This window comes from Diaphorobacter sp. JS3050 (assembly GCF_013154915.1).
In the GTDB taxonomy this organism is placed as follows: domain Bacteria; phylum Pseudomonadota; class Gammaproteobacteria; order Burkholderiales; family Burkholderiaceae_C; genus Diaphorobacter; species Diaphorobacter nitroreducens.
In genome coordinates this window covers 267,637-293,986 of sequence record NZ_CP053553.1, presented here as the reverse complement: position 1 = coordinate 293,986, position 26,350 = coordinate 267,637, and the positions used below count along the sequence as shown (strand labels likewise).

Sequence of the window (26,350 nt, the reverse complement as noted above, 5' to 3'; positions counted from 1 at the left end):
ACGCGCGGCTGCACGGCCACGCCGTCCCGGTTACCAGCAGGGTTGTGTTTTCTTGCTTTGACAATTATTGACCAGTCAACTATTGACGCGGCATGAATTCACCTTCCATTCCGCCCCCCCTGTCGGCGGATGTCGCCTGCCCGCTATCCGACCCCGAGCTGCCGGTGCCGTTCGAGATCGAGCGCAGCATCGGCTTTCAGATGCGACGCATCACCACCCTGCTGGGGTATGAGGTGGAGCGCCGCATGGAGCCCCTGGGCCTGACCGACGCGCAGTGGAAACCCCTGCTGCGCCTGCTGCTGGACCCGCCCGGCACCGCCGCGGCCCTGGCGCGCATGTGCCACCTGGACGCGGGCGGCCTCACGCGCCTGCTGGACCGGCTGGAGGCCAAGGGCCTGTGCCAGCGCGAGCGATCGCAGGAAGACCGCCGCGTGGTGCATGTCGCGCTCACGCCAGAGGGCCAGGCCGTCGCCGCCCAGCTGCCCGCCCTCCTGGGCGAGGTGCAGGACCAGCTGCTGCAGGGTTTCTCCGCCGAGGAAGAGGCGCAGTTGCGCGACTTCCTGAAACGCATCTACGCCAACGTACGCCCTCCAGAAGGCGGGCCATAGGCGCCAGCGCCTGGGCCTTACCGCCCGCCCCGTTTGCCCTTTGCCGAGAGACCACAACATGAAAAACCACCTCTCACCCTCCAGCGCCCCGGCGCTTATTCCTCCGACCGCGCCCCGCGGCAGTGCGCTGCTGTATGGCGCCACACTGGCCATCGCGCTGCTGGCCCTGCCTCTGCTGTCGGGCTGCGCCGACATGGCGGGTATCGACTCCCACGCCCGGATGCGCGACCCTGCCTCCCTGGGCCTGGCCGCTGCGCCCTCATCCAGCGCAGATGCTGCTGTGCAGCCGCAGACTGCGGTCTCCGCCGACTGGTGGCGCAGCTTTGGCGATGCGCAGCTGGATGCGCTCATCACCCAGGCCCTGCAAGGCAACCCCGGGCTGCAGCAGGCCGCAGCCCGCATCGCGCGCGCCGAGGCCTTTGCCGACACCGCCCGCGCGGCCCAGAGCCCGCAGGTCAACGGCAGCCTGGACGCCACGCGCCAGCGCTACAGCGCCAACGGACCCTACCCCCCCGGCCAGGCCGGCGCCATTCGTAGCGTGGAAACCGCCCGCCTGTCGGGCAGTTGGGAGCTGGACTTTTTCGGCAAACACCGTGCCGCTCTCGCCGCCGCGCTGGGCGAGGCCCAGGCCGCGCGCGCCGACGCCGAGGCCGCGCGCCTGCTGCTCGCGAGCCGCGTGGCGCAGGGCTACTTCCAGCTGGCACGCTTGCAGGCCCAGCGCGCCGTGGCCGAGCGCACGCTGCAGCAGCGCACCGAAATGCTGCAACTGGTGCAGCGGCGCGTGCAGGCCGGGCTGGACACCCAGCTGGAGCTGCGCCAAAGCGAAGGCGCCCTGCCCGAAGCGCGCCAGCAGATCGAGGCGCTGCGCGAGCAGGAAGCCCTGGCACGCAACGCGCTGGGCGCGCTGATTGCAGACCCCCAGACGGCCCAGACGCTGACCCCACGAGCGCTGGCAGCTATCCATTTTTCAGAAACCCCCGCCGCCGTGCCGGCCGACCTGCTGGGCCGCCGCCCCGACGTGGCGGCCGCGCGCTGGCGCGTGGAAGCCGCCACCCAGGACATGGGCGTGGCGCGGGCGCAGTTCTATCCCAACGTGAGCCTGACCGCCTTCGTGGGCCTGGCCAGCGTGGGGCTGGACCGTTTCATCGAGGCCGGCAGCCGTGAATGGGGCGTGGGCCCGGCGCTGCGACTGCCGATCTTCGATGCCGGCCGCCTGCGCGCCAACCTGCGCGGCAAGGCGGCCGACCGGGACGCCGCCGTCGAAAGCTACAACGCCGCCCTGCTGGAAGCGGTGCGCGATGCGGCCGACCAGCTGGCCAGCAGCAGCTCGATCGCACGGCAGATCGCGGAGCAGCGCCAGGCCGGCGAGTCCGCACAGGCCGCCTATGGCATTGCGCGGCGCCGCTATGAGGCCGGCCTGGGCACCTACCTGCAAGTGCTGTCGGCCGAAAGCCAGGTGCTGGCCCAGCGCCGCCTGGCCGTGGACCTGGCCGCGCGGCGGCTGGACAACCAGGTGGGCGTGATGCGCGCCCTGGGCGGTGGCTATGCAGCCACGCCGCCGCCCACGGCGCAAGCCCCGCAAGCGGCCCCCACGGTGGCGGCCGCCCGCTGAATTCGCCCCCATCCCCCTTTTTTGCCCTTGTCCACCATGACCGCAACTCCTTCCACCCCTTCCGCCGCATCGAAGGCGGCCCGCCGCAAGGCGCTGTTCACCCTGGCCGGCGTCGTCGTGCTCGCCGGCTGCGCCTGGGGCCTGTACGACTGGCTGGTCGCCAGCCACTACGAGCACACCGACAACGCCTACGTGCAGGGCAACGTCATCCAGATCACGCCGCAGACCGGCGGCACGGTGATGTCCATCCTGGCCGACGACACCGACTTCGTGCGCGCCGGCGCCGCGCTGGTGCAGTTGGACCCGGCCGACGCGCGCGTGGCGCTGCAGCAGGCCGAGGCCAACCTGGCGCAGGCCGTGCGGCAGACACGCACGCTGTACGCCAACAACAGCGCCCTGGCCGCGCAGGTGCGCCTGCGCGAGGCCGAGGCCGCACGCGCCCAGGCCGAGATCGCGCGCGCCGAGGACGACCTGCGCCGCCGCCAGGCCCTGACCGGCGAGGGCGCCGTCTCGCAGGAGGAACTGCGCCACGCGCAGAGCCAGCTGCAGACCGCGCGCACACAGCTGGCCGCTGCGCAGGCAGGCGTGGCCGCCGCGCGCGAGCAGCTCGCCAGCAACCAGTCGCTCACCCAGGGCGTGGCCGTGGCGCAGCACCCCAGCGTGCAGGCCGCAGCCGCCAAGGTGCGCGAGGCCTACCTGGCCGATCGCCGCACCGCCCTGCCCGCACCCGTGGACGGCTACGTGGCGCGGCGCACGGTGCAACTGGGCCAGCGCGTGGCCGCGGGCACGCCGCTGATGACCATCGTGCCGCTGCGCGAGGTCTGGGTGGACGCCAATTTCAAGGAGAACCAGCTGCGCAACCTGCGCCTGGGCCAGCGCGCCACGCTCGTCGCCGACCTGTACGGCAAGAAGGTGGAATACACCGGCACCGTGGCCGGGTTGGGCGTGGGCACGGGCGCGGCCTTCGCGCTGCTGCCGGCGCAGAACGCCACCGGCAACTGGATCAAGGTGGTGCAGCGGGTGCCCGTGCGCATCGCGCTGGATGCCGGGCAGCTGGCCGAGCACCCGCTGCGCGTGGGCCTGTCGATGAACGTGAGCGTGGACACGCAGGACCGCAGCGGCCCCGCGCTGGCCGATGCGCCGCGCAAGGACGCGGTGGCCAGCACGGCCGTGTACGACACGCTGGACAAGGGTGCCGATGCCGACGTGGCGCGCATCATCCGCGCCAACCTGGGCACGCTCTGAGCCGACGCGCATGACCGCACCCGCACACACACCGCCGCTGCCGCCGCCACCCCTCACGGGCAGCGCCCGGCTGTGGGGCACGCTGGCCCTGTCGGCGGCCACCTTCATGAACGTGCTGGACACGTCGATCGCCAACGTGTCCCTGCCCGCCATCGCGGGCGACCTGGGCGTGAGCCCCACCCAGGGCACCTGGGTGATCACCAGCTTTGCCGTGGCCAACGCCATCGCGGTGCCGCTCACGGGTTGGCTGTCGCAGCGCTTCGGGCAGGTGCGCCTGTTCGTGGCGAGCGTGGCGCTGTTCGTGATCGCGTCGCTGCTGTGCGGCCTGGCGCCCAACATGACGCTGCTCATCGCCGCGCGCGCGCTGCAGGGCTTCGTGGCGGGGCCGATGATCCCGTTGTCGCAGTCGCTGCTGCTGTCCAGCTACCCGCGCGCGCTGGCGGGGCTGGCCATGGCCATGTGGTCCATGACCACGCTGATCGCGCCGGTCATGGGGCCGCTGCTGGGCGGTTGGATCACCGACAACATGACCTGGCCGTGGATCTTCTACATCAACGTGCCCGTGGGCATTGCCGCCGTGGTGGTCACCTGGGGCATCTTCCACCAGCGCGAGACAGAGCGGCGCGCGCTGCCCATCGACTCCATAGGCCTCGCGCTGCTCGTGATCTGGGTGGGTGCCATGCAGGTCATGCTGGACATCGGCAAGGAGCACGACTGGTTCGAGTCGCCCTGGGTGGTGGCCTGCGGCCTGGTCGCGCTGGTGGGCCTGGTGGCCTTCGTGGTCTGGGAGCGTGGCGAGGACCACCCCGTGGTGGACCTGGCGCTGTTTCGCATCCGCAATTTCTGGGCCGGTGCGCTGGCCACCTCCGTGGGCTACGGGCTGTTCTTCGGCAACGTGGTGCTGCTGCCGCTGTGGCTGCAGCAGTACATGGGCCAGGGCCTGTTCACACTATTTTTGCCAGATGCGTTGCGATCAAAAAGGGCCAGGCGCAAGGCGCCAAACGAAGCTGGGGTGCTACCCCAGCGAGGCTTGGCAACGCCGCGAATGGCCCTTTTTGATCGCAACCCGGAGGGAACGGAGTGAAAACCGCGCCACGCGTCGTTGCCCTCCTAGCCAAGGCCCCGGCCTTGGCGTCGTCACGCGCCTAGATTGGCGCGGTTTTCACGCCATTCGCACTGGCAAAAATAGTGTGAACAGGCCCTACACCGCCACGCAGGCCGGCGAGGTGATGGCGCCCGTGGGGCTGCTGGCCATGGTGCTGTCCCCCCTGGTGGGCAAGAACATCGCCAAGGTGGACCCACGCCGCTTTGCCACGCTGGCCTTCCTGGTGTTTGCGCTGGTGCTGTGGATGCGCTCCAATTTCAACACCCAGGCAGATTTGGCCACCATCATGGTGCCCACCATCATCCAGGGCGTGGCGATGGCGTTCTTCTTCATCCCGCTGGTCACGATCACGCTGTCGGGCATTGCGCCCGACCGCATCCCGGCGGCCTCGGGGCTGTCGAACTTCATGCGCATCACGGCCGGCGCGGTGGGTACGTCCGTCACCACCACGCTGTGGGAGCGGCGCGCCAGCCTGCACCATGCCCAGCTGACCGAAGGCCTGCACCAGGGCCACCTGCCCTTCACACAGGCGCTGCAGGGCCTGCAGGCCGGGGGTCTCACGCCCGAGCAGGCACTGGCCCAGGTGGAGCGGCTGGTGAACCAGCAGGCCTTCATGCTCGCGGCCAACGACATCTTCTATGCCTCGGCCCTGCTGTTCCTGCTGCTGATCCCACTGGTGTGGCTGGCCCACCCCACGCGCGCTGCCAGCGGCAGCGCCGACGCCGCGGCCGGTGCGCATTGAGCGGCGATGTCGATGCGAAAACGCTATCAATAATCTAGCTGCTAGCGCTTACCAGGTGGGCGCTAGCAGTGATTTTCTCTATAAATCTCAGCCGACGTGCCGTGCCAGGAAGGCGAGCGTGCGGTCGCGCGCGGTCATGGCGGCGGCCTCGTCGTAGCTGGCGCGCTGGTCACAGTTGAAGCCGTGGTCCGCCGCGTACACATGCACCTGCGCCTCGGGGTGCGCGCAGGCAAAGGCCTGCACGCTGTCCAGCGGGATCCACTGGTCGCGCTCGCCAAAGTGCGCCAGCACCGGCACGCGCGGCTGGCGCGCCACCTCGGCGGGCGTGGTCATGCCGCCGCCGTAGTAGGGCACGGCCGCGGACAGCCCCTGCAGCATGCAGGCCGCGCGCCAGGTGAGCAGCCCGCCCCAGCAAAAGCCCACCACGCCGACCTTGCAGTCGCTGTGCCGCGCGGCATAGTCGATGGCGGCCTGGATGTCGGGCATCACGCCCGGCGCGGGCAACCCCTCCACGGCGGCCTTGAGTGCCCGGCCGGCCTTCATGTCGGCATCGCTGTAGCCCAGGTCCACGCCCTTTTGCACCCGCGCGAAGGTGGACGGCGCCACCGCCAGGTAGCCGCGCATGGCCAGCCGGTCGGTCACGGCGCGGATGTGGGCGTTGACGCCGAAGATCTCCTGCAGCACCACCACCGCGCCGCGCGGCGCGCCGTCGGTGCGCGCCACCCAGGCGGGGGCCGTGAATCCGTCGCTGGCGGTAAGGTCCACCCACTGTCCCATGTCGTGTCTCCTGAGGCGTTGAGCGAAGGGAATGCAGGCGCGTGGACGATACGCGTCAGCGCCGCAAACCTGTTCCAATGCGCCATTCTTGCAGGAGTCACCCGTACATGGACAAGATTGTTCTGATCACCGGCGGCAGCCGGGGCATCGGCGCTGCCGCCGCCGTACTGGCCGCGCAGCGCGGCTGGGCCGTGGCCATCAATTACCTGCGCCACGCCGAAGCCGCGAACGGCGTGGTGCGCCAGATCGAGGCCGCGGGCGGGCACGCCATCGCCGTGCAGGCCGATGTGGCGGTGGAGGCCGACGTAGTGACACTGTTCGAGACCGTGGACCACCGCCTGGGGCGCCTCACGGCACTGGTGAACAACGCGGGCGTGGTGGACCGCCCTGCCCGCGTGGACGAAATGCACGGCGAGCGCCTGCGGCGCATGTTCAGCATCAACGTGCTGGGCGCCTTCTACTGCGTGCGCGAGGCGGTGCTGCGCATGAGCACGCGCCATGGCGGCGCCGGCGGCAGCATCGTCAACGTGTCCAGCATCGCGGCCCGGCTGGGTGCACCCCATCAGTACGTGGACTATGCGGCGTCCAAGGGCGCGCTGGACACGCTCACCATAGGCCTGGCGCACGAGGTGGGCGGCGAGGGCATCCGCGTGAATGCCGTGCGCCCCGGCCTGATCGACACCGATATCCACGCCAGCGGCGGCCTGCCCCACCGCGTGCGCGACCTGGCAGGCCAGGTGCCCATGGGGCGCGGCGGCACGCCCGAGGAAGTGGCCGAGGCCATCGTGTGGCTGATGTCGGACGCGGCCAGCTACACCTCGGCCACGCTCATGGACATTGCCGGGGGCCGCTGATGGACTTGAAGCCGCTCATCACGCTGCTGGCCATCGTGAATCCATTGGCCATCGTGCCGTTCTTCATCCACTACACCAGCGGTTTCAACGCCGCGCAGCGCCGGCGCACCGTCCAGGTGGCGGCGTTCAGCGCGTTTTGCGTGATCGCGGCCTGCGCGCTTGTCGGTCTGCAGATCCTGGACTTCTTCAACATCTCGCTGCAGAGCTTCCAGGTGGGCGGGGGCATGCTGCTGCTGATCAGCGCCATGAACATGCTCAATGCGCAGCCGGCCGAGGCCAAGCCGCACACCCACGAGCTGGAGCAGGGCGCCGAGAAGGCGGCCGCGGGCAGCAGCATCGCCGTGGTGCCGCTGACCATCCCGCTGCTCACGGGGCCGGCGGCCATGTCCACCGTGGTGATCTACGCCGACCGCGCGCAGAGCATCTGGCAGCACCTGGCGCTGGTGGGCTACGGCGTGGTGGTGGGCGCGGCCACGGCGCTGTGCTTTGCACTGGCCGAGCCCATCGAGCGCGTGCTCGGCAAGACGGGCATCAACGTGATGACGCGGCTCATGGGGCTGATCCTCGCGGCGCTGGCCGTGGAGGTGATGGCCGACGGGCTGAGCAAGCTGTTCCCGGTGCTGGCCGCGCGTTCATAGCGGTCAGGCCGTGGCCTCGATGCGGTTGCGCCCCGCGTGCTTGGCACGGTAAAGGCAGCGGTCCACCGTTTCCAGGAACCGCTTGGAGTCATCCTGCGTGCCGGGCAGGGCCGTGCCCATGCCCACGCTCACCGTGAGCTGCTGGCCCAGGGGCGAAGCCGCATGGACGATACCGGCGTGGGCCACCTCCTGCATGCAGCGCTGCGCCACCGCGCGCGCGGAAGATGCCTCCGCGCCGGGCAGCAGCAGCACGAACTCCTCGCCCCCGTAGCGCGCCAGGCAGTCGCGCGGGCGGTGGGCGGCCTGCTGCAGCGCGCGGGCCACGCGCCGCAGGCACTCGTCGCCCTCCACGTGGCCGTACTGGTCGTTGTAGCTCTTGAAGAAATCCACGTCGAACATCAGCAGCGACAGCGGCTCGCCGGTGCGCTGCGCCTCCTGCCATTCGCGCTCGTACTCCGCGTCGAACTTGCGGCGGTTGTTCACGCCCGTGAGCCCGTCGCGGAATGACAGTTCCTGCAGCACCTGCTGCAGTTGCAGCAACTGGTGCTCGTTCTGCTTGCGCTCGGTGATGTCGAACATGAAGCCCACGAGCGACACCACATTGCCCTGCAAGTCGCGCACCACATGCACCACGTCGCGGATCCATACGTAATCCCCGCCTGTGGTGAGCGCGCGGTAGTCCGCCTCGTGGTCCACGCCCGACTGGGACTGCGAAATGCAGAAGTTGACCACCCGGTCCCGGTCGTCGGGGTGCATGCGGTCGGCCCAATCCTGCACGGTGCGCCAGCTGGTGGGCGCCCAGCCCAGCAGGTCCTCGATCTGCGGCCCGATGTAGGCAAAGGTCGCCGTGGCCCAGTCGATCTTCCACGGAATGGCGCGCGTGGATTCGAGCAGGGTGCGATAAAGCGCGCTTTCGGGTGGTTCATGCGGCGTCATGGGGGCTCCGGCTGGCCGTGAAAACGCAGCAAGCTTAGCGGGGCGACGCGACAGCAACCGTGGCGGGCGCGGGACGCCACACCGCGCCACTCCGGCACAACCTGTCGCCACGCGCCACACGCACCCGGCGCGGCGCCGCACCGCCCCAGTTTTGCAGTTCTGTTGAGCCGGCCGATCGTTCAGGCCACGGCGGCGGGCTGGGCGGGGGTGTCGTCACCCGAAGAGCAGGCCCCACCGCAGCCGTGGATCAGATCGTCGGGCAGCGCGCCCGGCGTCTGCACGCTGCCCGTGGCGGGGTCGAAGCCCACGCGGCGCAGGTGCTGGGCGAGGGACGCGTCCATGGCGTCCGTATGCTGGGGGAACCATACGGCCAGCTCTGCAGCCATCTCACGCAGGACATGCAGCTCGCCCTGGCGCGCGCGGTCGGTGCCCTCGCGCATGATCTTGAGCACCACCTGGTGCTGCGTGCTGTGGCAGTTGCCCGCGGCAAAGCGGGTGGCCTGCATCCAGCGGTCCTCCTGGGCGAAGTGGGCGTCGGTGTGCGCCACCAGGTCTTCCCAGGCACCGATGAGCGCCACGTCGTCTGCGCTCTCCACGGCCTGCAGCAGTGCCACGAATTCCTGGTGCGTGTGGTCCATCTGCGGCAGATCCAGTGCGAGTTCCTCGGACCATTGCAATGCGGCCATGGGCGGTCTTTCCTTCCTGTGCGGCGTTGTGAAGCGGCGCGAGCTTAAGAAAAACCGCCACCGGCGGTATTGACACATGTCATGTCGGTGCCGCTGGTGGGGGACAAAAAAAGCCCCGCCAGAGGCGGGGCTGCACATGTTTGCCGGTTTATTGGCCGTAGGTGCGCTTGGCATCGGCCACGCACTTGTCCTTGGCGTCACCGCTCATGGTGTCGCAGCGCTCCTTCGCAGCCTTGTAGTTGGCTTCGCGCTGGGCCTCCGCGGCGTCCTTCTTGGCCTCTGCGACATCGGCGCGCTTCTCGGCGGTGGAGTCGGCAGGCTTGGCCTGCGCGCGCTGCACCTTGGCGTTTTCCTTGGCGGCCACATGGGCGGCCTTGGCGTCCTTCACGCAAATGTCCTTGGCGTCGCCCTTCTGGTCGTCGCATTTTTCCTTGGCCACTTCATAGTCAGCGTCGGCACGGGCCTCGTTCACGTTGTAGGTGGCCTTGTCGCTGGGCTTGTACTGGGCTTCCAGCTCGGCCTTGGCCACCTTCTCGCGGCCCTTGGCCTCCTTCATGCAGACGTCCTTGGCGTTGCCCTTCAGGGTGTCGCACTGCGCCTTGGCGGCCTTGTAGTCAGCGCCGATGCGGTCCTTGCCGGCGTTGTATTCCTCCTTGGTCATGGCCATGCCCGAAGTGGCCATCAGGGCAGCGGCCGCCAGGGCCAGCAGATTGCGTGCGTTTTTCATGGAATGTCCTCCAGATGAATGTGATGGAAATTGGATCCCGCAGGGCGCGCGAGTCGTGCCCCTGCGGCGCGTTGCGTCAGTCGTAGCGGAAGTCGGGGTTGCGCTGTTCCCAGCCCTTGAGCTGTTCCTCGGCCGCCTCCCGGGCCAGCCCGTGGCGCTCCTGCAGCTTGCCCAGCAGCTGGTCGCGCTTGCCGGCGATGACGTCCAGGTCGTCGTCGGTCAGCTTGCCCCATTGCTCCTTCACTTTGCCCTTGAACTGCTTCCAGTTGCCTTCAATGCGGTCTTCGTTCATACGTCACTCTCCTGTGGCGGTTGTTGAGGGATCGCCTGCCTGGCCCCTGTATGGCGCCGGGCATTGCGAGGCGATGAATGGACTCTAGGCAGGTGCCCGGCGGCAGCGCGTCGGTGCGCGCACGCAAGCCGCGTCAGCCCAGGGCGACAGCGGCATGTAGGCCTCCACCCCGTCGCCGGTGCGCGGTGGGCAAAAAAAAGAGACATGCGCAGCATGTCTCTGGGGGTGGGAAGGGCGCAGGCGCTCAGCGGCCGGACTGCTCCACCCATGCGGCCAGCTCCTCGGCCACCTGGGCCGCCGCATCGGCCAGGGCCTTGGCGCCGCCGGCGGCATCGGGCGTGGCGGCATCGCGCCGCGCCACGAACACCCGCTGCGCGACCAGCGTCTCACCCGCGGTGCTCGCGTCGGCCAGCACGGCGCGCACACGCACCAGGCCGGCGCTCGCCTGGGGCGCGCCGAACACATGGCTGAACTCCTCCAGCTCCAGGCGCAGCACGCTGGGCATGCGGCCGCGCTCCAGCAACACGGCCATGCCGTCGTCGCCTGAGAGCACCGCGCGGCGCTGGCCCAGGCGCTCGCGCACCGCCTGGTGCAGCAGCACGGCGGGTGGCAGGCTCCAGCGCGCCTGGGTGTAGGGGCGCAGTTGCTGGGCGTTGGTATAGGCCAGCCGGTACAGCAGCGCGGTGCTGCCCTCGGGCAGGCCCGTGGCGGTCACCTCGGCCAGCGCGATCGGGGGCAGCGGCGCGCTGGCCGCGGGGCCCGGCGCCTGCAAGGGACCGGGGCCGAAGTCGTACACATCGGCGCGCACCGGCGGCTCGGGGAGGATGGAGCAGCCCGCCACCAGGGCCAGGGATGCTAAGCAAAATATGGCCTTAGCGCTTATCTGATAAGCGCTAGCAGCTATCTTTTTGATAGTCATCATAGGATCCTTGCGATGTGTCATTGCTGTGCTGCGGGGGCGGTGAAACCGGGCTCGCCCGGTCCCGCGGCCGAGCGACCGGGCCCGTAGATGAGCGACTGCGGGTTGTCGTTGATGCCCGAGGCCGTGCGGCCCACGCGGCGCGCGGCGCGCGCGGTTTCGTCGGCCGCATGGTTGATGCGCGGCAGCGTGACGCGGCCGAAGCGGTCGGCCGCGCCGGCCAGCGACTTGGCGCCCGCGGCGATCTCGTCGAGCGCGCCGCCCTCGGCCTGCAGCGTGCGGATGGCCTGGCTGACGTCGTTGGCGGCCGTGGCCGCGCTGCTGCCCGCCTGGCGCAGCGCCTGCAGGGTCTGCTGCGTGTCCTGCACCAGCGGCGGCACGCCCGCCAGCGCGGGGTCCAGACGGGTGGTCACGGTGTTGTCCAGGCGGCGCGCGAGCTGGTCGATGCTGCCCGCCGCGTCGCCCAACTGCTTCAGTGCCGTGGAAAAGCGCTGCTGGTTCTCGTCGCCCAGCAGGGTGTTGATGCGCTGCGTGGCCTCCTGCACCTGGCCCAGGATGGCCGGGCCCTGCTCGGCCAGTTGGCTGAACGAGGAGCTGTGCAGCGGCAGGCGCGGCAGGCCGCTGGCGCCCGGCGGCGGCGCGGGCAGCGGCGCCTCCGCGTCGTCCAGCTGCACATGGGCCAGGCCCGTCACGCCTTGGTAGCCCAGCGTGGCGAAGGTGGTGGGGCTGATGGGCGCGTCCGCATTCACGGCGATACGGATCAGCACGTTGCCCGAGACCTGCGGGTCAAAACCGATGTGCATGACCTTGCCTACGGCCACGCCCTTGTAGCGCACGGCTGCCTGGGGCTGCAGGCCGCTCACGCTGTCCTTGCTGGACAGCTCGTAGAGCTGGTAATCGGTCTGGTCGCGCGTGAGCCACATGCCGAGGCCGGCCAGCAGCGCCGCCACGGCGATCACGAAAATGCCTGCGGCCAGGGCATGGGACTTGTTTTCCATCAGGCTTCCTTGGACGAAGAGGCGGCGGGCGGCTGGGCCATGGCACGGCGGCCGCGTTCTCCGAGAAAAAAGTGGTGAATGAAGGGATGGTCGAAGCGCGCGACCTCCTGAGGCGTGCCGGTGACGATGACGCGCCGGTCGGCCAGCACGGCCACGCGCGTGGACAGGGCGTACAGGGTATCCAGGTCGTGCGTGACCATGATCACCGTGAGGCCCAGCGCCGCATGCAGCTCGCGCAGCAGCGCGCAGAACGCGTCGGAACTGCTCGGGTCCAGCCCCGCCGTGGGTTCGTCCAGCAGCAGCAGCGGCGGGTCCATGATGAGCGCGCGCGCCAGGGCCACGCGCTTGATCATGCCGCCCGAGAGGTCCGCCGGCATGCGCGTGGCGTGCTCGGGCTTGAGCCCCGCCAGGCGCAGCTTGACCATGGCCGCGTCGTTGACCAGCGCGGGCGGCAGCGTGCCCAGCTCGCGCAGCGCGAAAGCAATGTTGTCCAGCACGTTGAAGGCCGAGAACAGCGCCCCGTGCTGGAACAGCATGCCCACGCGGCTGCTGGCGCGCTCGCCGCCGACCAGCTCAGCCGCCGGGCGGCCCAGCACCTCCACACTGCCGCGTGTGGGCCGCGTGAGCCCCAGGATGTGGCGCAGCAACACCGTCTTGCCGGTGCCCGAGCCTCCCACGAGCGAGAGGATCTCGCCGCGCTGCACGGTGAGCTGCAGGTCGTCGTGCACCGTGAACGCTTCGTCACCCCGGCCGAACACCGTGGCCAGGCCGCGGATGTCCACCACCGGCGGCTCAACCACGGCCCGGGTGTCGGCGTCTGCGGCGGGGCGGGTGGCATCCATGGCTAGAAACCCACGTTCTTGAAAGCGACGGCGAACAGCGCGTCCACGATGATCACCATGGTGATGGCGCTCACCACCGAGGCGGTGGTGCCTTCGCCCAGGCTCTGGGTGTTGGGCTTGACGCGCAGCCCCCAGTGGCAGCCGATGAGCGCGATGAACACGCCGAACACCACCGACTTGGACATCGCCAGCCACAGGTTGGACACATTCACGGCGGCAGGCAGGGCCTGCGCGAAGTAGGCCGACGAGATGCCCATGGTCAGGTCCGCAGCCAGCATGCCGCCCGCCAGCGCCGCCAGCGTGGTCCACAGGGCCACCAGCGGCATGGCCAGCGCCAGCGCCAGCGCGCGCGGCATCACCAGGCGAAAACCGTGCGGTATGCCCATGACGCGCATGGCGTCCAGCTCCTCGGTGACGCGCATCACGCCGATCTGCGCGGTGATGGCCGAGCCCGATCGCCCCGCCACGAGGATGGCGCCCAGCATGGGCCCCAGCTCGCGGATCAGCGAGATGCCCAGGATGTTCACGATAAACGCTTCGGCGCCGAACTGCCGCAACTGCAGCGACATGAGATAGGCCAGCACCACGCCGATCAGGAAACCCACCAGCGCCGTAATGGGCAGCGCCGTGGCGCCCATGCGGTACAGGTGGCCCGAGATGTCGCGCCAGGGCCCGCGCCGCGGGTTGCGCAGCAGGCGCAGCACGTCCAGCACCAGCTGGCCCACCAGTATCACCAGATGGCGCACATGGTCCAGCGCGTGCAGCACCATCACGCCCAGGCGGTCCACCTGGTCGCCCAGGCGCCAAGGCGCGGGGGGCTCGCAGGGGGTGGTGTACTGCGCCACGCGCTCCAGCATCTCACGCTGGTTCTCGGTCAGTTCCAGCTGCTCGGGCCAGGCGCGGCCCCAGTGGTTCCACAGGATCTGCGCGCCCACGTGGTCCAGACGCTGCACGCCTTGCAGGCTCCAGGCAACGCCGGGACCGCAGTCCTTGAGCTGCGCCGCCACCCGCCGCCAGGCCCGGCGGTCGGCAAAGGCCGCGGCCACCCAGTCGCCTTGCGGCTGGGCAAGGGGCCTGGCAGCGTGGTCCTGCACGACCGATGGAGGGTGGGTGACGGGCATGGTGGTCGGGAAAGAGGCCGGGCGACCGGCTGGCGCCGGCGCCACTGGCGGCACCCGCAGTTTTGCATATTCCGGCGGCCGCGCCGTGCACGGGGCTGACGCGGCGCATCATTCCACAGAATTGGCGCGTGGCAAAAGCGAGGCCCGCCGGCGCTTGAAAAAACATCAAAAACCGGCCGTGACGCACCCGCAGCGCGCGCTGCCACTATCAAAAAGCGTAGCGCAGCGGGGTTTCCCTCTCGACACCCGAGTGCCGAATCGCACAATCGATTGCTGCACTGCGGCAGCCCCGGCGCTGGCGCGTTGCGCTCCTTCCCTGACGTGCGATCGGCATCCATGAGCGACACCACTTTCGACTACATCATCATCGGCGGCGGCACCGCCGGCGCCCTGCTGGCCAACCGGCTCAGCGCAGACCCCAAGAACCGTGTGCTGCTCGTGGAGGCCGGCCGCAGGGACGACTACCACTGGATCCACATTCCCGTGGGCTACCTGTATTGCATCGGCAACCCGCGCACCGACTGGCTCTATCACACCGAGGCCGACACCGGCCTGAACGGCCGCAGCCTGCGCTACCCGCGCGGCAAGGTGCTGGGCGGCTGCAGCAGCATCAACGGCATGATCTACATGCGCGGCCAGGCGCGCGACTACGACCAGTGGGCCCAGATCACGGGCGACGACGCCTGGCGCTGGGACAATGTGCTGCCGGCCTTTCGCCGCCACGAGGACCACTGGCGCCTGGACCAGCCCGAGGGCGTGAACGAGAACTTCAAGCGCCTGCACGGCAGCAAGTCCACGGGCAGCTCGGGCGAGTGGCGCGTGGAAAAGCAACGCCTGCGCTGGGACATCCTCGACGCCTTCGCCCAGGCCGCGCAGCAGGCCGGCATTCCCGCCACCGACGACTTCAACCGCGGCACCAACGAGGGCGTGGGCTATTTCGAGGTCAACCAGAAGAACGGCTGGCGCTGGAACACGGCCAAGGCCTTCCTGCGCCCCACCTGCTACGGGCGGCCCAATTTCGAGATGTGGACCTCGGCCCAGGTGACGCGCCTGGTACTGGACCGTCAGCCGGACGGCAGCCTGCGCTGCACCGGCGTGCAGGTGTGGACCGGCGAGGAGATGGTCACGGCCCACGCGCAGCAGGAGGTGATCCTGAGCGCCGGCGCGGTGAACTCGCCACAGATTCTGCAGCTGTCGGGCATCGGCCCCGGCGCGTTGCTGCAGCGGCACGGTATCGACATACAGGCCGACCTGCCCGGCGTGGGCGCCAACCTGCAGGACCACCTGCAGATCCGCGCCGTGTACAAGGTGCAAGGCGTGCCCACACTGAACATGCTGGCGGGCAACCTGCTGGGCAAGGCCAGAATCGGGCTGGAATACGCCTTCAAGCGCAGCGGCCCGATGAGCATGGCACCGTCGCAACTGGGCGCCTTCACACGTAGCCAGCCGGACCTGCCGCACCCCAACCTTGAGTACCACGTGCAGCCCCTGTCGCTGGAGGCCTTCGGCGAGCCGCTGCACCGCTTCCCGGCCTTCACGGCCAGCGTGTGCAACCTGAACCCCACCAGCCGCGGAACCATCCAGATCAAGAGCCCGGACTTCCGCACCGCGCCGGCCATCGCTCCCAACTACCTGTCCACGCCCGAGGACCGCCAGGTGGCCGCCGACAGCCTGCGCGTCACGCGCCGCATCGTGGCCCAGCCCGCGCTGGCTCCCTACCAGCCCGAGGAATACAAGCCCGGCCCGCAGTACCAGAGCGACGAAGACCTCGCCCGGCTGGCGGGCGATATCGCCACCACCATCTTCCACCCCGTGGGCACTACGCGCATGGGCCGGCTGGACGATCCGCAGGCCGTGCTGGATGCGCGCCTGCGCGTGCGCGACGGCCGCGGCGGCGTGGTGGCCGGCCTGCGCGTGGTGGACGCGGGCGCCATGCCCACCATCACCAGCGGCAATACCAATGCACCCACGCTGATGATGGCCGAGATGGCCGCCCAATGGATTCGCAGCGAGGCGCGTGCCCCAGTTTGAACCAGTGGCAGCAGGTGCGGGAAACCACCAATGCACCACCGGGGTGCGTTTTATTACAGTCCATGCACTCGAAGCGCGCCTCGGCACGCCAACCGAGGGGACCGAGGAGACAACAGCCCTAACACAAGAACATCAACCATCCAATCAGGCATCCGCAACGAGATGCCCCTTCACAAGGCACCCGCAACCCGGGTGCCTTTTTATTTGTCGAGACTTTCAGCAAAAGTGGCCCCAGCGCCCGCAGGGTGGGCGCAAGCAGCTACTGATTCCGTAGCGGTAGCGGTGCGACAATCGCGCCCATGGAATGGATCATCGTCTCGCTGGCCTCGCTGCTGGCCGGCTTCGTGGACGCAATCGTCGGCGGGGGCGGCCTGATCCTGCTGCCCGCCCTGTTCGCCACGTTTCCCACCGCGCCGCCGGCCACGCTGATGGGCACCAACAAGAGTGCCGCCATCTGGGGCACGGGCATCGCCACCTGGCAGTACAGCCGCCGCGTGCAGATGCGCTGGCGTGCCATGCTGCCGGCGGCGCTGGCGGGATTCGTCGGCGCGTTCGCCGGCGCCTGGGTGGTGACGCTGATCTCCGCCGATTTCCTGCGCAAGCTGCTGCCGCTGGTGCTGGTGGCGCTGCTGATCTACACCCTGGCGCGCAAGGACCTGGGGCGCCACCACGCGCCGCGCCTGGCTGCAGGGCGTGAAACCCTGGCGGCCTGCGCCATCGGCGTGACCATCGGTTTCTACGACGGCTTCTTCGGCCCCGGCACGGGCAGTTTCTTCGTGTTTCTCTTCGTGCGCGTGCTGGGCTACGATTTCCTGAACGCGTCGGTGTCCGCCAAGCTGCTGAACCTCGCCACCAACGTGGCCGCGCTGATCCTGTTCACGGCCAAGGGCCATGTCTGGTGGCACTTCGCGCTGCCACTGGCCGTGGCCAACGTGGTGGGCAGCCTGCTCGGCGCCCACCTGGCGCTGAAGCACGGCGCGGGCTTCGTGCGCGGCATCTTCATCCTGGTGGTGGGCATGCTGATCCTGAAGACCGGCTACGACGCGTTCCTGCGCTGACCCGATCCACCCGCATTCACTGACAAGGAGAGACCCGATGACGACCCTGACCCTGATCGGCGCCCCCACCGACGTGGGCGCCAGCGTGCTGGGCGCCAGCATGGGCCCCGACGCGCTGCGCATCGCGGGCATCGCGCGGGCCATGCAGGCACGCGGCTTCGACGTGCGCGACCAGGGCAACCTGGCCGGCCCCGGCAATCCGCAGGCCGAGCCCGCCAGCGGCTTTCGCCATCTGGCCGAGGTCGCGGCCTGGAACCGGGCGGTGTACGAAGCCACGCACGCTGCGCTTCAGGCGGGCCAGCTGCCGCTGCTCATGGGCGGCGACCACTGCCTGGCCATCGGCTCCATCAGCGCCGTGGCGCAGCACTGCCGCGCGCGCGGGCGGCGGCTGAAGGTGCTGTGGTTCGACGCGCACGCGGACGCCAACACCCCCGAGTCCTCCCCCAGCGGCAACCTGCACGGCATGCCTGTGGCGTGCCTGCTGGGCCACGGCCCGGCACAGCTCACGCGCCTGGCCGGCCCCGAGGACCCACCGGCGCTGCAGCCCGGGCAGATCACGCTGATCGGCGTGCGCAGCGTGGACGCCACCGAGAAGCGCTTCGTCAACGAGCACGGCATCGAGGTCTACGACATGCGCACCATCGACGAGCTGGGCATGCGCGCGGTGATGCAGGCCGCGCTGGCCGACGTGGACCAGGACACGCACCTGCACGTGAGCTTCGACATGGATTGCCTGGACCCGTCGGTGGCCCCGGGCGTGGGCACCGGCGTGCGCGGCGGCCCGACCTACCGCGAGACCCAGCTGTGCATGGAGATGCTCGCCGACTGCGGCGCGCTCGGCTCGGCGGACCTGGTGGAGCTGAACCCTGCGCTGGACGTGCGCAACCAGACGGCCGAGCTGGCCGTGGACCTGCTGGAGAGCCTGTTCGGCAAGTCCACGCTGATGCGCCCGCAATGACCCTCGCCCCCGGGTTTGCGTCAATGCGGCGCACCAGGGGCCGCTCTCTAATGTGACCGCCTCGTGACGCCGCCCTTACCCGGGCTTCTTGCGCAGGCGTTGGTTTCCGGCTTGTGATCCGCAATGCCGGATTTTTTGTACCTGAAGCAAGCAGGAACTCCCTATGAAGATGTTCAAGACCCTGGCCACTGCTGTGGCGCTGTGCGCCGCCGTTGTCGTGCAGGCGCGTCCCCTGGAAGAAATCCAGAAGAGCGGCACCATCATCCTCGGCTCCGAGGGGCAGTACGCGCCGTTCAACTTCTTCAAGGGCAAGCAGCTCACGGGCTACGAGATCGAAGTGGCCGAGGCCGTGGTCAAGAAGATGGGCCTGAAGTACGAGTGGAAGACCGTCGGCTTCGACGCGCTGCTGACCGGCCTGGCCCAGGACCGCTGGGACCTGGTGATCGCCTCGCACGCCATCACCGACGAGCGCTCCAAGGCCGTGACCTTCACGCTGCCGCACTACTGCTCGGGCGGCATCATCGTGTCGATGAAGCCCGAGGTGGCCAAGGCCGCAGACCTGAATGGCAAGGTGGTGGCCGTGCAGACCGGCACGACCTATCTGGACGCCGTGAAGAAGGTGCCCGGCGTGAAGGACGTGAAGAACTTCCCCACCGACGAAGCCGCGCGCAACGCCCTGGCTTCCAAGCGCGTGGACGCCTGGGTGACCGACCGCTTCGTGGCCAAGGAAATGCTGGCCAAGGCGCCCAAGGCGGGCTTCCGCACGGGCGACATGCTGTTCGTGGAGCAGGTGGCCTCCGCCGTCTCCAAGGGCAACCAGGGCCTGGCCGACGCCTGGAACAAGGCGCTGAAGGAAGCGATCGCCGACGGCACTGTGGGCAAGATCTCCCAGAAGTACTTCCAAGAAGACGTCACCTGCAAGTAACCGACTGCGCCGGGCCTGCGGGTCCGGCCCGCTTTGCCCATGCTTCTCGCTCTCTGGCCCGCACACTGGAGCCGCACCCAGCGCAGCAATGCAACGCTGGTGGCGGCTTTGGTGTTGATGGCGCTGGTCCTCGCCCTGCTCGGCCAGTTCCTCTCCTTCTTTCCTGAGCCCATCGGCTCCAACGCGGAGCTCTTCTCCGAAGGCGCGCTCACCACGCTGTACCTGACGCTGGTCAGCGGCACCGTGGGCCTGCTGCTGGGCACCGCCGCGGCGCTGGCGCGCACCTCGCGCCTGGCCTGGCTGCGCTGGGTGGCCAGCTTCTACATCTGGGCGATCCGCGGCACGCCGCTGCTGGTGCAGATCCTGTTCGTGTACTTCGCGCTGCCCGTGCTGGTGCCGGGCCTGAACCTGCCCGACTTCGCCGCCGCCGTGGTGGCGCTGGGTCTGAACGTGGGCGCCTACAACGCCGAGGCCATCCGCGCCGGCCTGCTGGCCGTGCCGCGCGGGCAGACCGAGGCCGCGCGAGCACTCGGCCTGTCGCGCACGCACGTGTTCTTCGACGTCGTGTTCCCCCAGGCCTTCAAGATCGCGCTGCCACCGCTGGTGAGCAACTTCGTGGCGCTGCTCAAGGACTCGTCGCTCGCCTACGCCATCGGCGTGGTGGAGCTGACCAACGTGGGCAACCGCATCCAGTCCGCCACCTTCCAGCCCGTGGCCACGCTGACCACGGTGGCCATCACCTACCTGATCCTGACCACGCTGGTGACGCAGGTCACGCATGCCATCGAGTACCGCTTTGACGTCGAAGGGCGTGTGAAATGAGCCACGCCGCTTCCGCCAATCCCTACATCGTGTGCAAGGACGTGCGCAAGGCCTTCGGCAGCCACGAGGTGCTCAAGGGCGTGTCCACCGTGTTCCGCACGGGCGAGGTCACCGTGATCATCGGCGCCTCGGGCTCGGGCAAGTCCACGCTGCTGCGCGCCATCAACCGCCTGGAGCCGCACGACAGCGGCAGCATCACCATCGACGGCGTGGAGGTCACCGACGACCCGCGCACACTGCAGCTGCAGCGCAGCGAAGTGGGCATGGTGTTCCAGCAGTTCAACCTGTTCGGCCACATGACGGTGCTGGACAACGTGACGCTGGCGCCGCGCCGCATCCGCCATACGTCGCGCCGCGAGGCCAACGACAAGGCCATGGCCCTGCTCAAGCGCGTGGGCATGCAGGACCATGCGCACAAGTACCCCTGGCAGTTGTCGGGCGGCCAGCAGCAGCGCGTGGCGATTGCGCGCGCGCTGGCCATGGCACCGAAGGTGATGCTGTTCGACGAGCCCACCAGTGCCCTTGATCCCGAGATGGTGCAGGAGGTGCTGGACGTGATGCGCGAACTGGCGCGCGGCGGCATGACGATGATCGTGGTCACGCACGAGATGGGCTTTGCGCGCGAGGTGGCCGACCGCGTGATGTTCTTCGACCAGGGCTGCATTGCCCACGATGCGCCGCCGGCCGAGTTCTTCTCCAACCCGGCCAACGACCGCATCCGCTCCTTCATCGGGCGCATGAGCCACTGACCCGCCGGGCGGCACGGTGCGGCCGCTTATAAAACCATAGCTGTCAGCGCTTGATTTACTTGGGTTTCGATATGAAAACATATCGAAATCCTTTTGATACAAGCGCCAACAGCTCTCATTTTTGAAGAAGCCATGCGTTCCGAACGCCAGGGCCTGCTGGCCCTCCTGCTGGTGGTCGCCGTCTGGGGCACCACCTTCCCTGCGATGAAGATGATGTCCGCGCACCTGGATGCGCTGCAGATCATCTGGGCCCGCTTCGCGATTGCGCTGCTGGTCCTGGCGCCGCTGTGGCGCGGTCTGCGGCGCACGGAACTGCGCTGGGGTCTGCTGCTGGGTGCCCTGCTGTTCCTCGCGTTCTGGCTGCAAATCGAGGGGCTGGCGCGCACCAGCAGCAACCGCAATGCGTTCGTCACCGGGCTGAACGTGCTGGTGGTGCCGCTGTTGGCCATGGCCGTGCTGGGCCGGCGCTATGGCGCCGCGCTGTGGGCGGCCTGCGCCATGGCGTTGGCCGGCATGGTGCTGATGTTCCACGAGAACGAGCCCTGGAACCTGGGCGACACGCTGACGCTCGCCAGCACGCTGTTCTATGCCATCTACATCCTCACGCTGGAGGAATGCGCGCGCCGCACGGCGGCCCGGCCGCTGCGCGCCACACGCATGGCGGCGGTGCAGGCGCTGGTGATGTTCGCCGCGGCCAGCGTGCTGCTGCTCGCGCGCCATGGCGAGGTCGCCACGACGCTGCAGGCCCTGGCGGACTTGCCGGCGCACGCGCTGACGGCGCTGGCCTACCTGGGCGTGGTGGCCAGCGTGCTGGTGGTGACGCTGCAGGCCTGGGGCCAGCAGCGCGTGGATGCCATGCGCAGCGCCATCGTCTTCGGGCTGGAGCCGGTGTTTGCCGCCGCCACGGCCTGGGTGCTGATCGGCGAGCGCCTGGGCGCGGCCGGCCTGGCGGGCGCGGCGCTGATCGTGGCCGCCCTGGTGGTGAGCCAGTTGCCGCCGCCGCGCGCACTGGCGCGTCCTTCGGCACCCTGACCGGGCGCAAGAGCCCTCAGGGCATCGCGAGCGGCACGTCCGCCACGTTGCGCGGCGTGCCCATGGGAGCACCGGCCTGCCCCTTGGAGACGGCCGCCAGGTCTTGCTCGCTCGGGTACTGGCCCAGCAGCCAGTAGTCGAACACGCGGCGCACGATGGGCGCCGCCGCCGCCGCGCCAAAGCCCGCGTTCTCCACGATCACGGCCACGGCGATGCGGGGCTCCTCCACGGGTGCGAACGCGGCAAACAGGGAATGGTCGCGCTGGTGCTCCTCCAGCAGCTTGGCGTTGTACCGCACGTTCTGCCCCAGGCTCACCGCCTGCGCCGTACCGGTTTTGCCCGCCGAGGTGTAGGGCGCGCCCGCGAACACGCGCCGCCCCGTGCCCGCCTGGTTCACGGCCATCAGCGCGTTGTTCACGATCGCCACATGCTTGGGGTTGTAGCCCAGGTGCTCGCCGGGGGGCTGCTGCACCTCGGTCACCTGCCCGCCCACCTGGTCTTTCACGGCCTTGATCAGGTGCGGACGGTGGCGGGTGCCGCCGTTGGCCAGCGTGGCCTCGGCCACGGCCAGCTGCAGCATGGTGAAGTTGTTGTAGCCCTGGCCGATGCCCAGCGACACGGTCTCGCCCGAGTACCAGCGCTTGGCCTCAGGGCGCTTGTAGGTGTTGCGCTTCCACTCGGTGCTGGGCAGCACGCCGCGCACTTCGCCCCCGAGGTCGATGCCGGTGATCTGCCCGAAGCCCAGCGGCTTCATGAAGTCGTGGATGGCGTCCACACCCATCTCCACGGCCAGCGAATAGAAATAGGTGTTGCTCGAATACTGGATGGCGCGGTGCATGTCCACGCCGCCCAGGCCGCCTTCGTGGCTGCGGAAGGTGCGCCCGCCATAGTTGTAATAGCCCGGGTCGTTGAACACCTGCCCCGCCGTGCGCTTGCCCAGCTCCAGCGCGGCCAGCGCCATGAAGGGCTTGTAGGTGGAGCCGGGAGGGTAGGTGCCGCGCAGCGCGCGGTTGAGCAGCGGCTTGTTGATGGACTCGTTGAGCGCCTGCCAGTTTTCCTGGTCGATGCCCTCGACGAACAGGTTGGGGTCGAACGTGGGTTTGGACACCAGCGCCAGCACCTCGCCGTTGCGCGGGTCCAGCGCTACCAGAGCGCCGCGGCGCTCGCCGAACATATCTTCGATCAGCTTTTGCAGCTTGATGTCCAGCGACAGCATCACCGTGTTGCCCGGCGTCGCCGGGTGGCTGTTCAGGCGCCGCACGGCATGCCCGCCGGCCGAGGTCTCCATGCGCTCGAACCCCGTCTGGCCGTGGAGCGTGGATTCAAAGCTCTGCTCCACCCCCAGCTTGCCGATGTAGTCCGTGCCGCGGTAGTTGGCCGCATCGTCCGAGTCCTCGATGCGCTCCTTTTCGCGCTGGTTGATGCGGCCGATGTAGCCGATGGCGTGGCTCGCCACCTCGCCCAGCGGGTAGTTGCGAAACAGCCGCGCCTTGATGTCCACGCCGGGGAAGCGGTAGCGCTGCGCCGCAAAGCGCGCCACCTCTTCGTCCGACAGCCGTGTGCGAATGGGCAGGGAGTCGAAGCTGCGCGACTCCTCGCGCAGACGCTTGAAGCGGCGCCGGTCGCGCGGCTGGATGTCCACGACCTCGGCCAGGGCGTCGATCGTCGCCTCCAGGTCCATGGTCCGCGAGGGCGTGATCTCCAGCGTGTATGCCGAGTAGTTGGTGGCCAGCACCACGCCGTTGCGGTCCAGGATGAGGCCGCGGTTGGGCACGATGGGCACGACCGCCGTGCGGTTGCTCTCGGCCTGGTCCGCGAGGTCCTCGTGGCGCACCACCTGCAGCACCACCAGGCGCGCGACGATCAGCAGGAATGCCAGCAGCACCACCACGCCCACGACGAACACGCGCAGGCGAAAGTGCCAGACATCGGCCTCGGCATTGCGCAGTTCGGTCATCCGCGGCGGCCCTTCACCCCTGCGCGCTCACAGCGGCCGGTTTTCATCGCGGTCGGGCGGGCGGCGCTGGGGTGCCAGCAGCACCCAGCTGGCCAGCGGCCAGAGGGTGGCCTCCAGCAGCGGCGCCACCAGGCCTTCGAAACCCGGCAGGATGCCCCCGCCGATGGCTACGCGCAGCAGCAGTTCGAGCGCATGGGCCGCAAAGAACAACGGCAGCAGTTGCAGCGCCTGCAGCAGCGGGCCGAACCACAGCAGCCGGCGGTGCGTGTATTGCGCGCCGAACATCAGCAGGCAGTACACCAGCGCATGCTGGCCCAGCAGGGCAGACTGGTACACATCCAGGCACAGCCCCATGAGGAAAGCCACCCCCAGCCCCACGCGCTGCGGCTGGTGCATGCCCCAGAACACGAGCAGCACCATGACCCAGTCGGGCGTCCAGACCACGCGGCCCAGTGGCAGCATGTTCAGCGCCAGCGCGGCCACCAGGCTGGCAGCGATGAAGACCGGGTTCACGGGCAGCAGCAGCTGCTGGCCCTTGGGCATGATCATTTGCGGCCTCCGCGCTTGGGCGCCGCCGGCGCAGGTTCGGGGCGCGGTGGCAGGTCGGCCACCACCGGCTTGAGCACCATCACATGGCGCGCTCCGTACATCTGCGCCACGGGAGCGCAGTAGATGCGCGCAAAGGCGGAGTCGGCGCGCCGCTCCACGCGCAGCACGCGCGCAACCGGCAGGCCCGCGGGGTACAGGCCGTCCACGCCGCTGGTGGTGAGCAGGTCGCCTTCCTGCACATCCGCATTGCCCGGCGTGAAGCGCAGCTCCATGCCTCCGCCATGCCCGGCCACCGGGTCGCCGTAGGCCACGCTGCGTGCACCGGTGCGCAGGTTGAGCACAGGAATGGCCTGGTCGCGGTCGATGAGCAGCGTGACTTCGCTGAGCATGGGGAACACGCGCGTGACCTGCCCCAGCACCCCCGAGGCATCCATCACCGGCGAGCCCGGCTCCACGCCTGCCAGCTGCCCACGGTCCACCATCACACGCCGCGTATAGGGGTCTGCCGTGTCATAAATCACTTGCGCGGCTGTGGCCTCGGTGGTCAGGCGCTCGCGCAGTGCCAGCAACTGGCGCAGCTCGGCGTTCTCGCGCAGCAGCTGCTCGGCCTCGCCGGCACGCACCGCCATTTGCGCCATGGTGCGCTGCGCGTCGTCCATGCCCTGCTGTGCGGCCTGCAGCGACTGGAAGTATCCGGCCCCCTTGTCCGCGAACTCCACCGGCTGCAGCATCAGCCATTGCAGCGGGTACAGCGCCGTGGAGACGGCCTTGCGCAGCGGCTCGGTCAGGTGAAAGCGTGCGTCCGCCACCATCAAAAACAGCGCCAGGGCGCTGTAGAGGGTGAGGCGGGAGAGCGGCGATGGCCCCTGCTTGAACAGCGTCGGCGCCGAACGGTCCAGGGTTCCCTGTGGCATGCGGACAGCTCGTCAGGCGCGGTTCGGGCTCAGTCGCTGGTGAAGATGCTGCCCTGGCGGTCCATGCGCTCCAGCGCGATGCCGCAGCCGCGCACCACGCAGGTCAGGGGCTCCTCGGCCACCAATACGGGCAGGCCGGTTTCCTCGGCCAGCAAACGGTCCAGGTCGCGCAGCAGCGCGCCGCCGCCGGTGAGCATCATGCCGCGCTCGGCAATGTCGGCGCCCAGCTCCGGCGGGGTCTGCTCCAGCGCGTTCTTGACGGCGGAGACGATCTGGTTGAGCGGCTCGGTCAGGGCCTCCAGCACCTCGTTGGACGAGATGGTGAAGCTGCGCGGCACGCCCTCGGAGAGGTTGCGGCCCTTGACCCCCATCTCCTTGACCTCGGAGCCTGGGAAGGCAGAGCCGATGTTCTTCTTGATGGCCTCGGCCGTCGGCTCGCCGATCAGCATGCCGTAGTTGCGGCGGATGTAATTGATGATGGATTCGTCGAACTTGTCGCCACCCACGCGCACGCTGCCCTTGTAGACCATGCCGCCCAGCGAGATCACGCCGACCTCGGTGGTGCCGCCGCCGATGTCCACCACCATGGAGCCAGAAGCCTCGGATACCGGCAGGCCCGCGCCGATACCGGCGGCCATGGGCTCTTCGATCAGGTACACGGCGGTGGCGCCGGCCGCTTCGGCCGCGTCCTTGATGGCGCGGCGCTCCACCTGGGTGGAGCCGCAGGGCACGCAGATGATGATGCGCGGGCTGGGCGTGAGCACCGAGCGGGGATGCACCATCTTGATGAACTGCTTGATCATCTGCTCGGTGATCACGAAATCGGCAATCACGCCGTCCTTCATCGGGCGGATGGCGTCGATGTTGCCAGGCACTTTGCCCAGCATGGCCTTGGCCTCGTGGCCCACGGCCTGGATCACTTTCTTGCCATGCGGGCCGCCCTCGTGGCGGATGGCGACGACGGAGGGTTCGTCGAGCACGATGCCCTTGTCGCGGGCGAAGATCAGGGTGTTGGCTGTGCCAAGGTCAATGGCCAGGTCGGTGGAGAAGTACCGACGGAAAGCTCCGAACATGCAGGGGTCCTCTCAGGCACGGCATGCACGTCGGCCTGCCGTCGCCGGATATTACGGGGTGTTTGTTGGCTTTTTTCGCACAATGACCGGCAATGTGGAGGTCTAGCGGCAAAGCCGGGATAATAACGCATCCCCTGTGAATAACTCCCCCTGGCGGAGCCCGGAAAGCCGCTTTACATC

At 69.0% G+C, this 26,350-nt stretch carries 25 protein-coding genes and 2 pseudogenes; 14 read left to right on the top strand and 13 right to left on the bottom strand.

What is annotated here, in order from left to right; genetic code table 11:
* The first annotated feature begins 92 nt into the window (after nucleotides 1–92).
* The 5 genes and pseudogenes from HND92_RS01345 to HND92_RS01325 form a co-directional block, all read left to right on the top strand.
* Nucleotides 93–608 (top strand): MarR family winged helix-turn-helix transcriptional regulator, encoded by a 516-nt coding sequence (locus tag HND92_RS01345; protein ID WP_172205469.1) that lies wholly within the window; start codon nucleotides 93–95, stop codon nucleotides 606–608.
* A gap of 58 nt (nucleotides 609–666) precedes the next feature.
* Complete coding sequence (locus HND92_RS01340; RefSeq protein ID WP_172205467.1) at nucleotides 667–2,220, top strand: efflux transporter outer membrane subunit; 1,554 nt, start codon at nucleotides 667–669, stop codon at nucleotides 2,218–2,220.
* A 36-nt stretch (nucleotides 2,221–2,256) separates the two neighbouring features.
* Nucleotides 2,257–3,465, top strand: coding sequence for an efflux RND transporter periplasmic adaptor subunit (locus tag HND92_RS01335; RefSeq protein ID WP_172205465.1), 1,209 nt, complete (start codon nucleotides 2,257–2,259; stop codon nucleotides 3,463–3,465).
* Between the two features lie 10 nt (nucleotides 3,466–3,475).
* Nucleotides 3,476–4,399: pseudogene (locus HND92_RS01330) on the top strand (DHA2 family efflux MFS transporter permease subunit); the annotation flags it as partial.
* A gap of 268 nt (nucleotides 4,400–4,667) precedes the next feature.
* Nucleotides 4,668–5,312: pseudogene (locus tag HND92_RS01325) on the top strand (MFS transporter); the annotation flags it as partial.
* Between the two features lie 87 nt (nucleotides 5,313–5,399).
* Here HND92_RS01325 and HND92_RS01320 read toward each other — a convergent pair.
* Nucleotides 5,400–6,089 carry a dienelactone hydrolase family protein gene (locus HND92_RS01320; protein WP_172205463.1) on the bottom strand — a complete coding sequence of 230 codons (690 nt, stop codon included), beginning with the start codon at nucleotides 6,087–6,089 and terminating at the stop codon, nucleotides 5,400–5,402.
* Between the two features lie 107 nt (nucleotides 6,090–6,196).
* Between HND92_RS01320 and HND92_RS01315 the strand changes: the two genes are divergently transcribed.
* Together HND92_RS01315 and HND92_RS01310 are read left to right on the top strand one after the other, a co-directional pair.
* The gene (locus tag HND92_RS01315; RefSeq protein WP_172205461.1) at nucleotides 6,197–6,943 is read left to right on the top strand and encodes an SDR family oxidoreductase; all 747 of its coding nucleotides are present in this window, start codon (nucleotides 6,197–6,199) and stop codon (nucleotides 6,941–6,943) included.
* On the top strand, nucleotides 6,943–7,581 hold the full coding sequence (locus tag HND92_RS01310; protein WP_011803724.1) for a MarC family protein: 639 nt from the start codon (nucleotides 6,943–6,945) through the stop codon (nucleotides 7,579–7,581). The genes HND92_RS01315 and HND92_RS01310 overlap by 1 nt, the downstream gene beginning before the upstream one ends.
* 3 nt (nucleotides 7,582–7,584) lie before the next feature.
* On the opposite strand, the gene HND92_RS01305 is transcribed toward HND92_RS01310, so the two are convergent.
* The 8 genes from HND92_RS01305 to HND92_RS01270 form a co-directional block, all read right to left on the bottom strand.
* Complete coding sequence (locus HND92_RS01305) at nucleotides 7,585–8,517, bottom strand: sensor domain-containing diguanylate cyclase (RefSeq protein WP_172205459.1); 933 nt, start codon at nucleotides 8,515–8,517, stop codon at nucleotides 7,585–7,587.
* A gap of 179 nt (nucleotides 8,518–8,696) precedes the next feature.
* On the bottom strand, nucleotides 8,697–9,203 hold the full coding sequence (locus HND92_RS01300) for a hemerythrin domain-containing protein (RefSeq protein WP_103736819.1): 507 nt from the start codon (nucleotides 9,201–9,203) through the stop codon (nucleotides 8,697–8,699).
* A 148-nt stretch (nucleotides 9,204–9,351) separates the two neighbouring features.
* Nucleotides 9,352–9,930: a hypothetical protein gene (locus HND92_RS01295; protein WP_011803721.1), complete on the bottom strand. Its 579-nt coding sequence runs from the start codon at nucleotides 9,928–9,930 to the stop codon at nucleotides 9,352–9,354.
* A 76-nt stretch (nucleotides 9,931–10,006) separates the two neighbouring features.
* Nucleotides 10,007–10,222, bottom strand: a complete 216-nt coding sequence (locus tag HND92_RS01290; protein ID WP_011803720.1) for a CsbD family protein — start codon at nucleotides 10,220–10,222, stop codon at nucleotides 10,007–10,009.
* A gap of 244 nt (nucleotides 10,223–10,466) precedes the next feature.
* Entirely contained in the window at nucleotides 10,467–11,144 is a 678-nt protein-coding gene (locus HND92_RS01285; protein WP_011803719.1) for an ABC-type transport auxiliary lipoprotein family protein, read from the bottom strand.
* A gap of 17 nt (nucleotides 11,145–11,161) precedes the next feature.
* Entirely contained in the window at nucleotides 11,162–12,139 is a 978-nt protein-coding gene (locus HND92_RS01280) for an MlaD family protein (RefSeq protein ID WP_172205457.1), read from the bottom strand.
* On the bottom strand, nucleotides 12,139–12,981 hold the full coding sequence (locus HND92_RS01275) for an ABC transporter ATP-binding protein (protein ID WP_172205455.1): 843 nt from the start codon (nucleotides 12,979–12,981) through the stop codon (nucleotides 12,139–12,141). The genes HND92_RS01280 and HND92_RS01275 overlap by 1 nt, the downstream gene beginning before the upstream one ends.
* 2 nt (nucleotides 12,982–12,983) lie before the next feature.
* Nucleotides 12,984–14,102 (bottom strand): ABC transporter permease, encoded by a 1,119-nt coding sequence (locus tag HND92_RS01270; protein ID WP_103736821.1) that lies wholly within the window; start codon nucleotides 14,100–14,102, stop codon nucleotides 12,984–12,986.
* A 336-nt stretch (nucleotides 14,103–14,438) separates the two neighbouring features.
* On the opposite strand from HND92_RS01270, the gene HND92_RS01265 reads away from it, so the two are divergent.
* The 7 genes from HND92_RS01265 (at nucleotide 14,439) to HND92_RS01235 (ending at nucleotide 21,677) form a co-directional block, all read left to right on the top strand.
* Entirely contained in the window at nucleotides 14,439–16,133 is a 1,695-nt protein-coding gene (locus HND92_RS01265) for a GMC family oxidoreductase (RefSeq protein ID WP_041835849.1), read from the top strand.
* A gap of 299 nt (nucleotides 16,134–16,432) precedes the next feature.
* Nucleotides 16,433–17,191: a TSUP family transporter gene (locus tag HND92_RS01260; protein WP_012655339.1), complete on the top strand. Its 759-nt coding sequence runs from the start codon at nucleotides 16,433–16,435 to the stop codon at nucleotides 17,189–17,191.
* Nucleotides 17,192–17,228: 37 nt separating this feature from the next.
* Nucleotides 17,229–18,149: an arginase gene (gene rocF / locus HND92_RS01255; RefSeq protein ID WP_011803713.1), complete on the top strand. Its 921-nt coding sequence runs from the start codon at nucleotides 17,229–17,231 to the stop codon at nucleotides 18,147–18,149.
* A 163-nt stretch (nucleotides 18,150–18,312) separates the two neighbouring features.
* Nucleotides 18,313–19,074 (top strand): ABC transporter substrate-binding protein, encoded by a 762-nt coding sequence (locus HND92_RS01250; protein WP_012655337.1) that lies wholly within the window; start codon nucleotides 18,313–18,315, stop codon nucleotides 19,072–19,074.
* Nucleotides 19,075–19,113: 39 nt separating this feature from the next.
* Nucleotides 19,114–19,896 carry an amino acid ABC transporter permease gene (locus tag HND92_RS01245; protein WP_011803711.1) on the top strand — a complete coding sequence of 261 codons (783 nt, stop codon included), beginning with the start codon at nucleotides 19,114–19,116 and terminating at the stop codon, nucleotides 19,894–19,896.
* Complete coding sequence (locus HND92_RS01240; RefSeq protein ID WP_011803710.1) at nucleotides 19,893–20,645, top strand: amino acid ABC transporter ATP-binding protein; 753 nt, start codon at nucleotides 19,893–19,895, stop codon at nucleotides 20,643–20,645. The genes HND92_RS01245 and HND92_RS01240 overlap by 4 nt, the downstream gene beginning before the upstream one ends.
* A 132-nt stretch (nucleotides 20,646–20,777) precedes the next feature.
* Nucleotides 20,778–21,677 (top strand): DMT family transporter, encoded by a 900-nt coding sequence (locus HND92_RS01235; RefSeq protein WP_103736822.1) that lies wholly within the window; start codon nucleotides 20,778–20,780, stop codon nucleotides 21,675–21,677.
* Between the two features lie 16 nt (nucleotides 21,678–21,693).
* On the opposite strand, the gene mrdA is transcribed toward HND92_RS01235, so the two are convergent.
* From mrdA to HND92_RS01215, 4 genes are read right to left on the bottom strand one after another with little or no spacing between them, the layout of a single operon-like run.
* Nucleotides 21,694–23,634 (bottom strand): penicillin-binding protein 2, encoded by a 1,941-nt coding sequence (mrdA, locus tag HND92_RS01230; RefSeq protein ID WP_172205444.1) that lies wholly within the window; start codon nucleotides 23,632–23,634, stop codon nucleotides 21,694–21,696.
* Nucleotides 23,635–23,661: 27 nt separating this feature from the next.
* Complete coding sequence (gene mreD, locus HND92_RS01225; RefSeq protein WP_012655334.1) at nucleotides 23,662–24,183, bottom strand: rod shape-determining protein MreD; 522 nt, start codon at nucleotides 24,181–24,183, stop codon at nucleotides 23,662–23,664.
* The gene (gene mreC / locus HND92_RS01220) at nucleotides 24,180–25,097 is read right to left on the bottom strand and encodes a rod shape-determining protein MreC (RefSeq protein WP_172205442.1); all 918 of its coding nucleotides are present in this window, start codon (nucleotides 25,095–25,097) and stop codon (nucleotides 24,180–24,182) included. Before mreC ends, mreD begins: the two co-directional genes overlap by 4 nt.
* 29 nt (nucleotides 25,098–25,126) lie before the next feature.
* The gene (locus HND92_RS01215; protein ID WP_172205440.1) at nucleotides 25,127–26,170 is read right to left on the bottom strand and encodes a rod shape-determining protein; all 1,044 of its coding nucleotides are present in this window, start codon (nucleotides 26,168–26,170) and stop codon (nucleotides 25,127–25,129) included.
* Nucleotides 26,171–26,350: the final 180 nt, after the last annotated feature.

What these genes read in the sequence shown, in the direction of transcription:
- HND92_RS01345 (WP_172205469.1), top strand. Translation starts at nt 93, where the DNA reads ATGAATTCACCTTCCATTCCGCCCCCCCTGTCGGCGGATGTCGCCTGC.
- HND92_RS01340 (WP_172205467.1), top strand. Translation starts at nt 667, where the DNA reads ATGAAAAACCACCTCTCACCCTCCAGCGCCCCGGCGCTTATTCCTCCG.
- HND92_RS01335 (WP_172205465.1), top strand. Translation starts at nt 2,257, where the DNA reads ATGACCGCAACTCCTTCCACCCCTTCCGCCGCATCGAAGGCGGCCCGC.
- HND92_RS01320 (WP_172205463.1), bottom strand. Translation starts at nt 6,089, where the DNA reads ATGGGACAGTGGGTGGACCTTACCGCCAGCGACGGATTCACGGCCCCC.
- HND92_RS01315 (WP_172205461.1), top strand. Translation starts at nt 6,197, where the DNA reads ATGGACAAGATTGTTCTGATCACCGGCGGCAGCCGGGGCATCGGCGCT.
- HND92_RS01310 (WP_011803724.1), top strand. Translation starts at nt 6,943, where the DNA reads ATGGACTTGAAGCCGCTCATCACGCTGCTGGCCATCGTGAATCCATTG.
- HND92_RS01305 (WP_172205459.1), bottom strand. Translation starts at nt 8,517, where the DNA reads ATGACGCCGCATGAACCACCCGAAAGCGCGCTTTATCGCACCCTGCTC.
- HND92_RS01300 (WP_103736819.1), bottom strand. Translation starts at nt 9,203, where the DNA reads ATGGCCGCATTGCAATGGTCCGAGGAACTCGCACTGGATCTGCCGCAG.
- HND92_RS01295 (WP_011803721.1), bottom strand. Translation starts at nt 9,930, where the DNA reads ATGAAAAACGCACGCAATCTGCTGGCCCTGGCGGCCGCTGCCCTGATG.
- HND92_RS01290 (WP_011803720.1), bottom strand. Translation starts at nt 10,222, where the DNA reads ATGAACGAAGACCGCATTGAAGGCAACTGGAAGCAGTTCAAGGGCAAA.
- HND92_RS01285 (WP_011803719.1), bottom strand. Translation starts at nt 11,144, where the DNA reads ATGATGACTATCAAAAAGATAGCTGCTAGCGCTTATCAGATAAGCGCT.
- HND92_RS01280 (WP_172205457.1), bottom strand. Translation starts at nt 12,139, where the DNA reads ATGGAAAACAAGTCCCATGCCCTGGCCGCAGGCATTTTCGTGATCGCC.
- HND92_RS01275 (WP_172205455.1), bottom strand. Translation starts at nt 12,981, where the DNA reads ATGGATGCCACCCGCCCCGCCGCAGACGCCGACACCCGGGCCGTGGTT.
- HND92_RS01270 (WP_103736821.1), bottom strand. Translation starts at nt 14,102, where the DNA reads ATGCCCGTCACCCACCCTCCATCGGTCGTGCAGGACCACGCTGCCAGG.
- HND92_RS01265 (WP_041835849.1), top strand. Translation starts at nt 14,439, where the DNA reads ATGAGCGACACCACTTTCGACTACATCATCATCGGCGGCGGCACCGCC.
- HND92_RS01260 (WP_012655339.1), top strand. Translation starts at nt 16,433, where the DNA reads ATGGAATGGATCATCGTCTCGCTGGCCTCGCTGCTGGCCGGCTTCGTG.
- rocF (WP_011803713.1), top strand. Translation starts at nt 17,229, where the DNA reads ATGACGACCCTGACCCTGATCGGCGCCCCCACCGACGTGGGCGCCAGC.
- HND92_RS01250 (WP_012655337.1), top strand. Translation starts at nt 18,313, where the DNA reads ATGAAGATGTTCAAGACCCTGGCCACTGCTGTGGCGCTGTGCGCCGCC.
- HND92_RS01245 (WP_011803711.1), top strand. Translation starts at nt 19,114, where the DNA reads ATGCTTCTCGCTCTCTGGCCCGCACACTGGAGCCGCACCCAGCGCAGC.
- HND92_RS01240 (WP_011803710.1), top strand. Translation starts at nt 19,893, where the DNA reads ATGAGCCACGCCGCTTCCGCCAATCCCTACATCGTGTGCAAGGACGTG.
- HND92_RS01235 (WP_103736822.1), top strand. Translation starts at nt 20,778, where the DNA reads ATGCGTTCCGAACGCCAGGGCCTGCTGGCCCTCCTGCTGGTGGTCGCC.
- mrdA (WP_172205444.1), bottom strand. Translation starts at nt 23,634, where the DNA reads ATGACCGAACTGCGCAATGCCGAGGCCGATGTCTGGCACTTTCGCCTG.
- mreD (WP_012655334.1), bottom strand. Translation starts at nt 24,183, where the DNA reads ATGATCATGCCCAAGGGCCAGCAGCTGCTGCTGCCCGTGAACCCGGTC.
- mreC (WP_172205442.1), bottom strand. Translation starts at nt 25,097, where the DNA reads ATGCCACAGGGAACCCTGGACCGTTCGGCGCCGACGCTGTTCAAGCAG.
- HND92_RS01215 (WP_172205440.1), bottom strand. Translation starts at nt 26,170, where the DNA reads ATGTTCGGAGCTTTCCGTCGGTACTTCTCCACCGACCTGGCCATTGAC.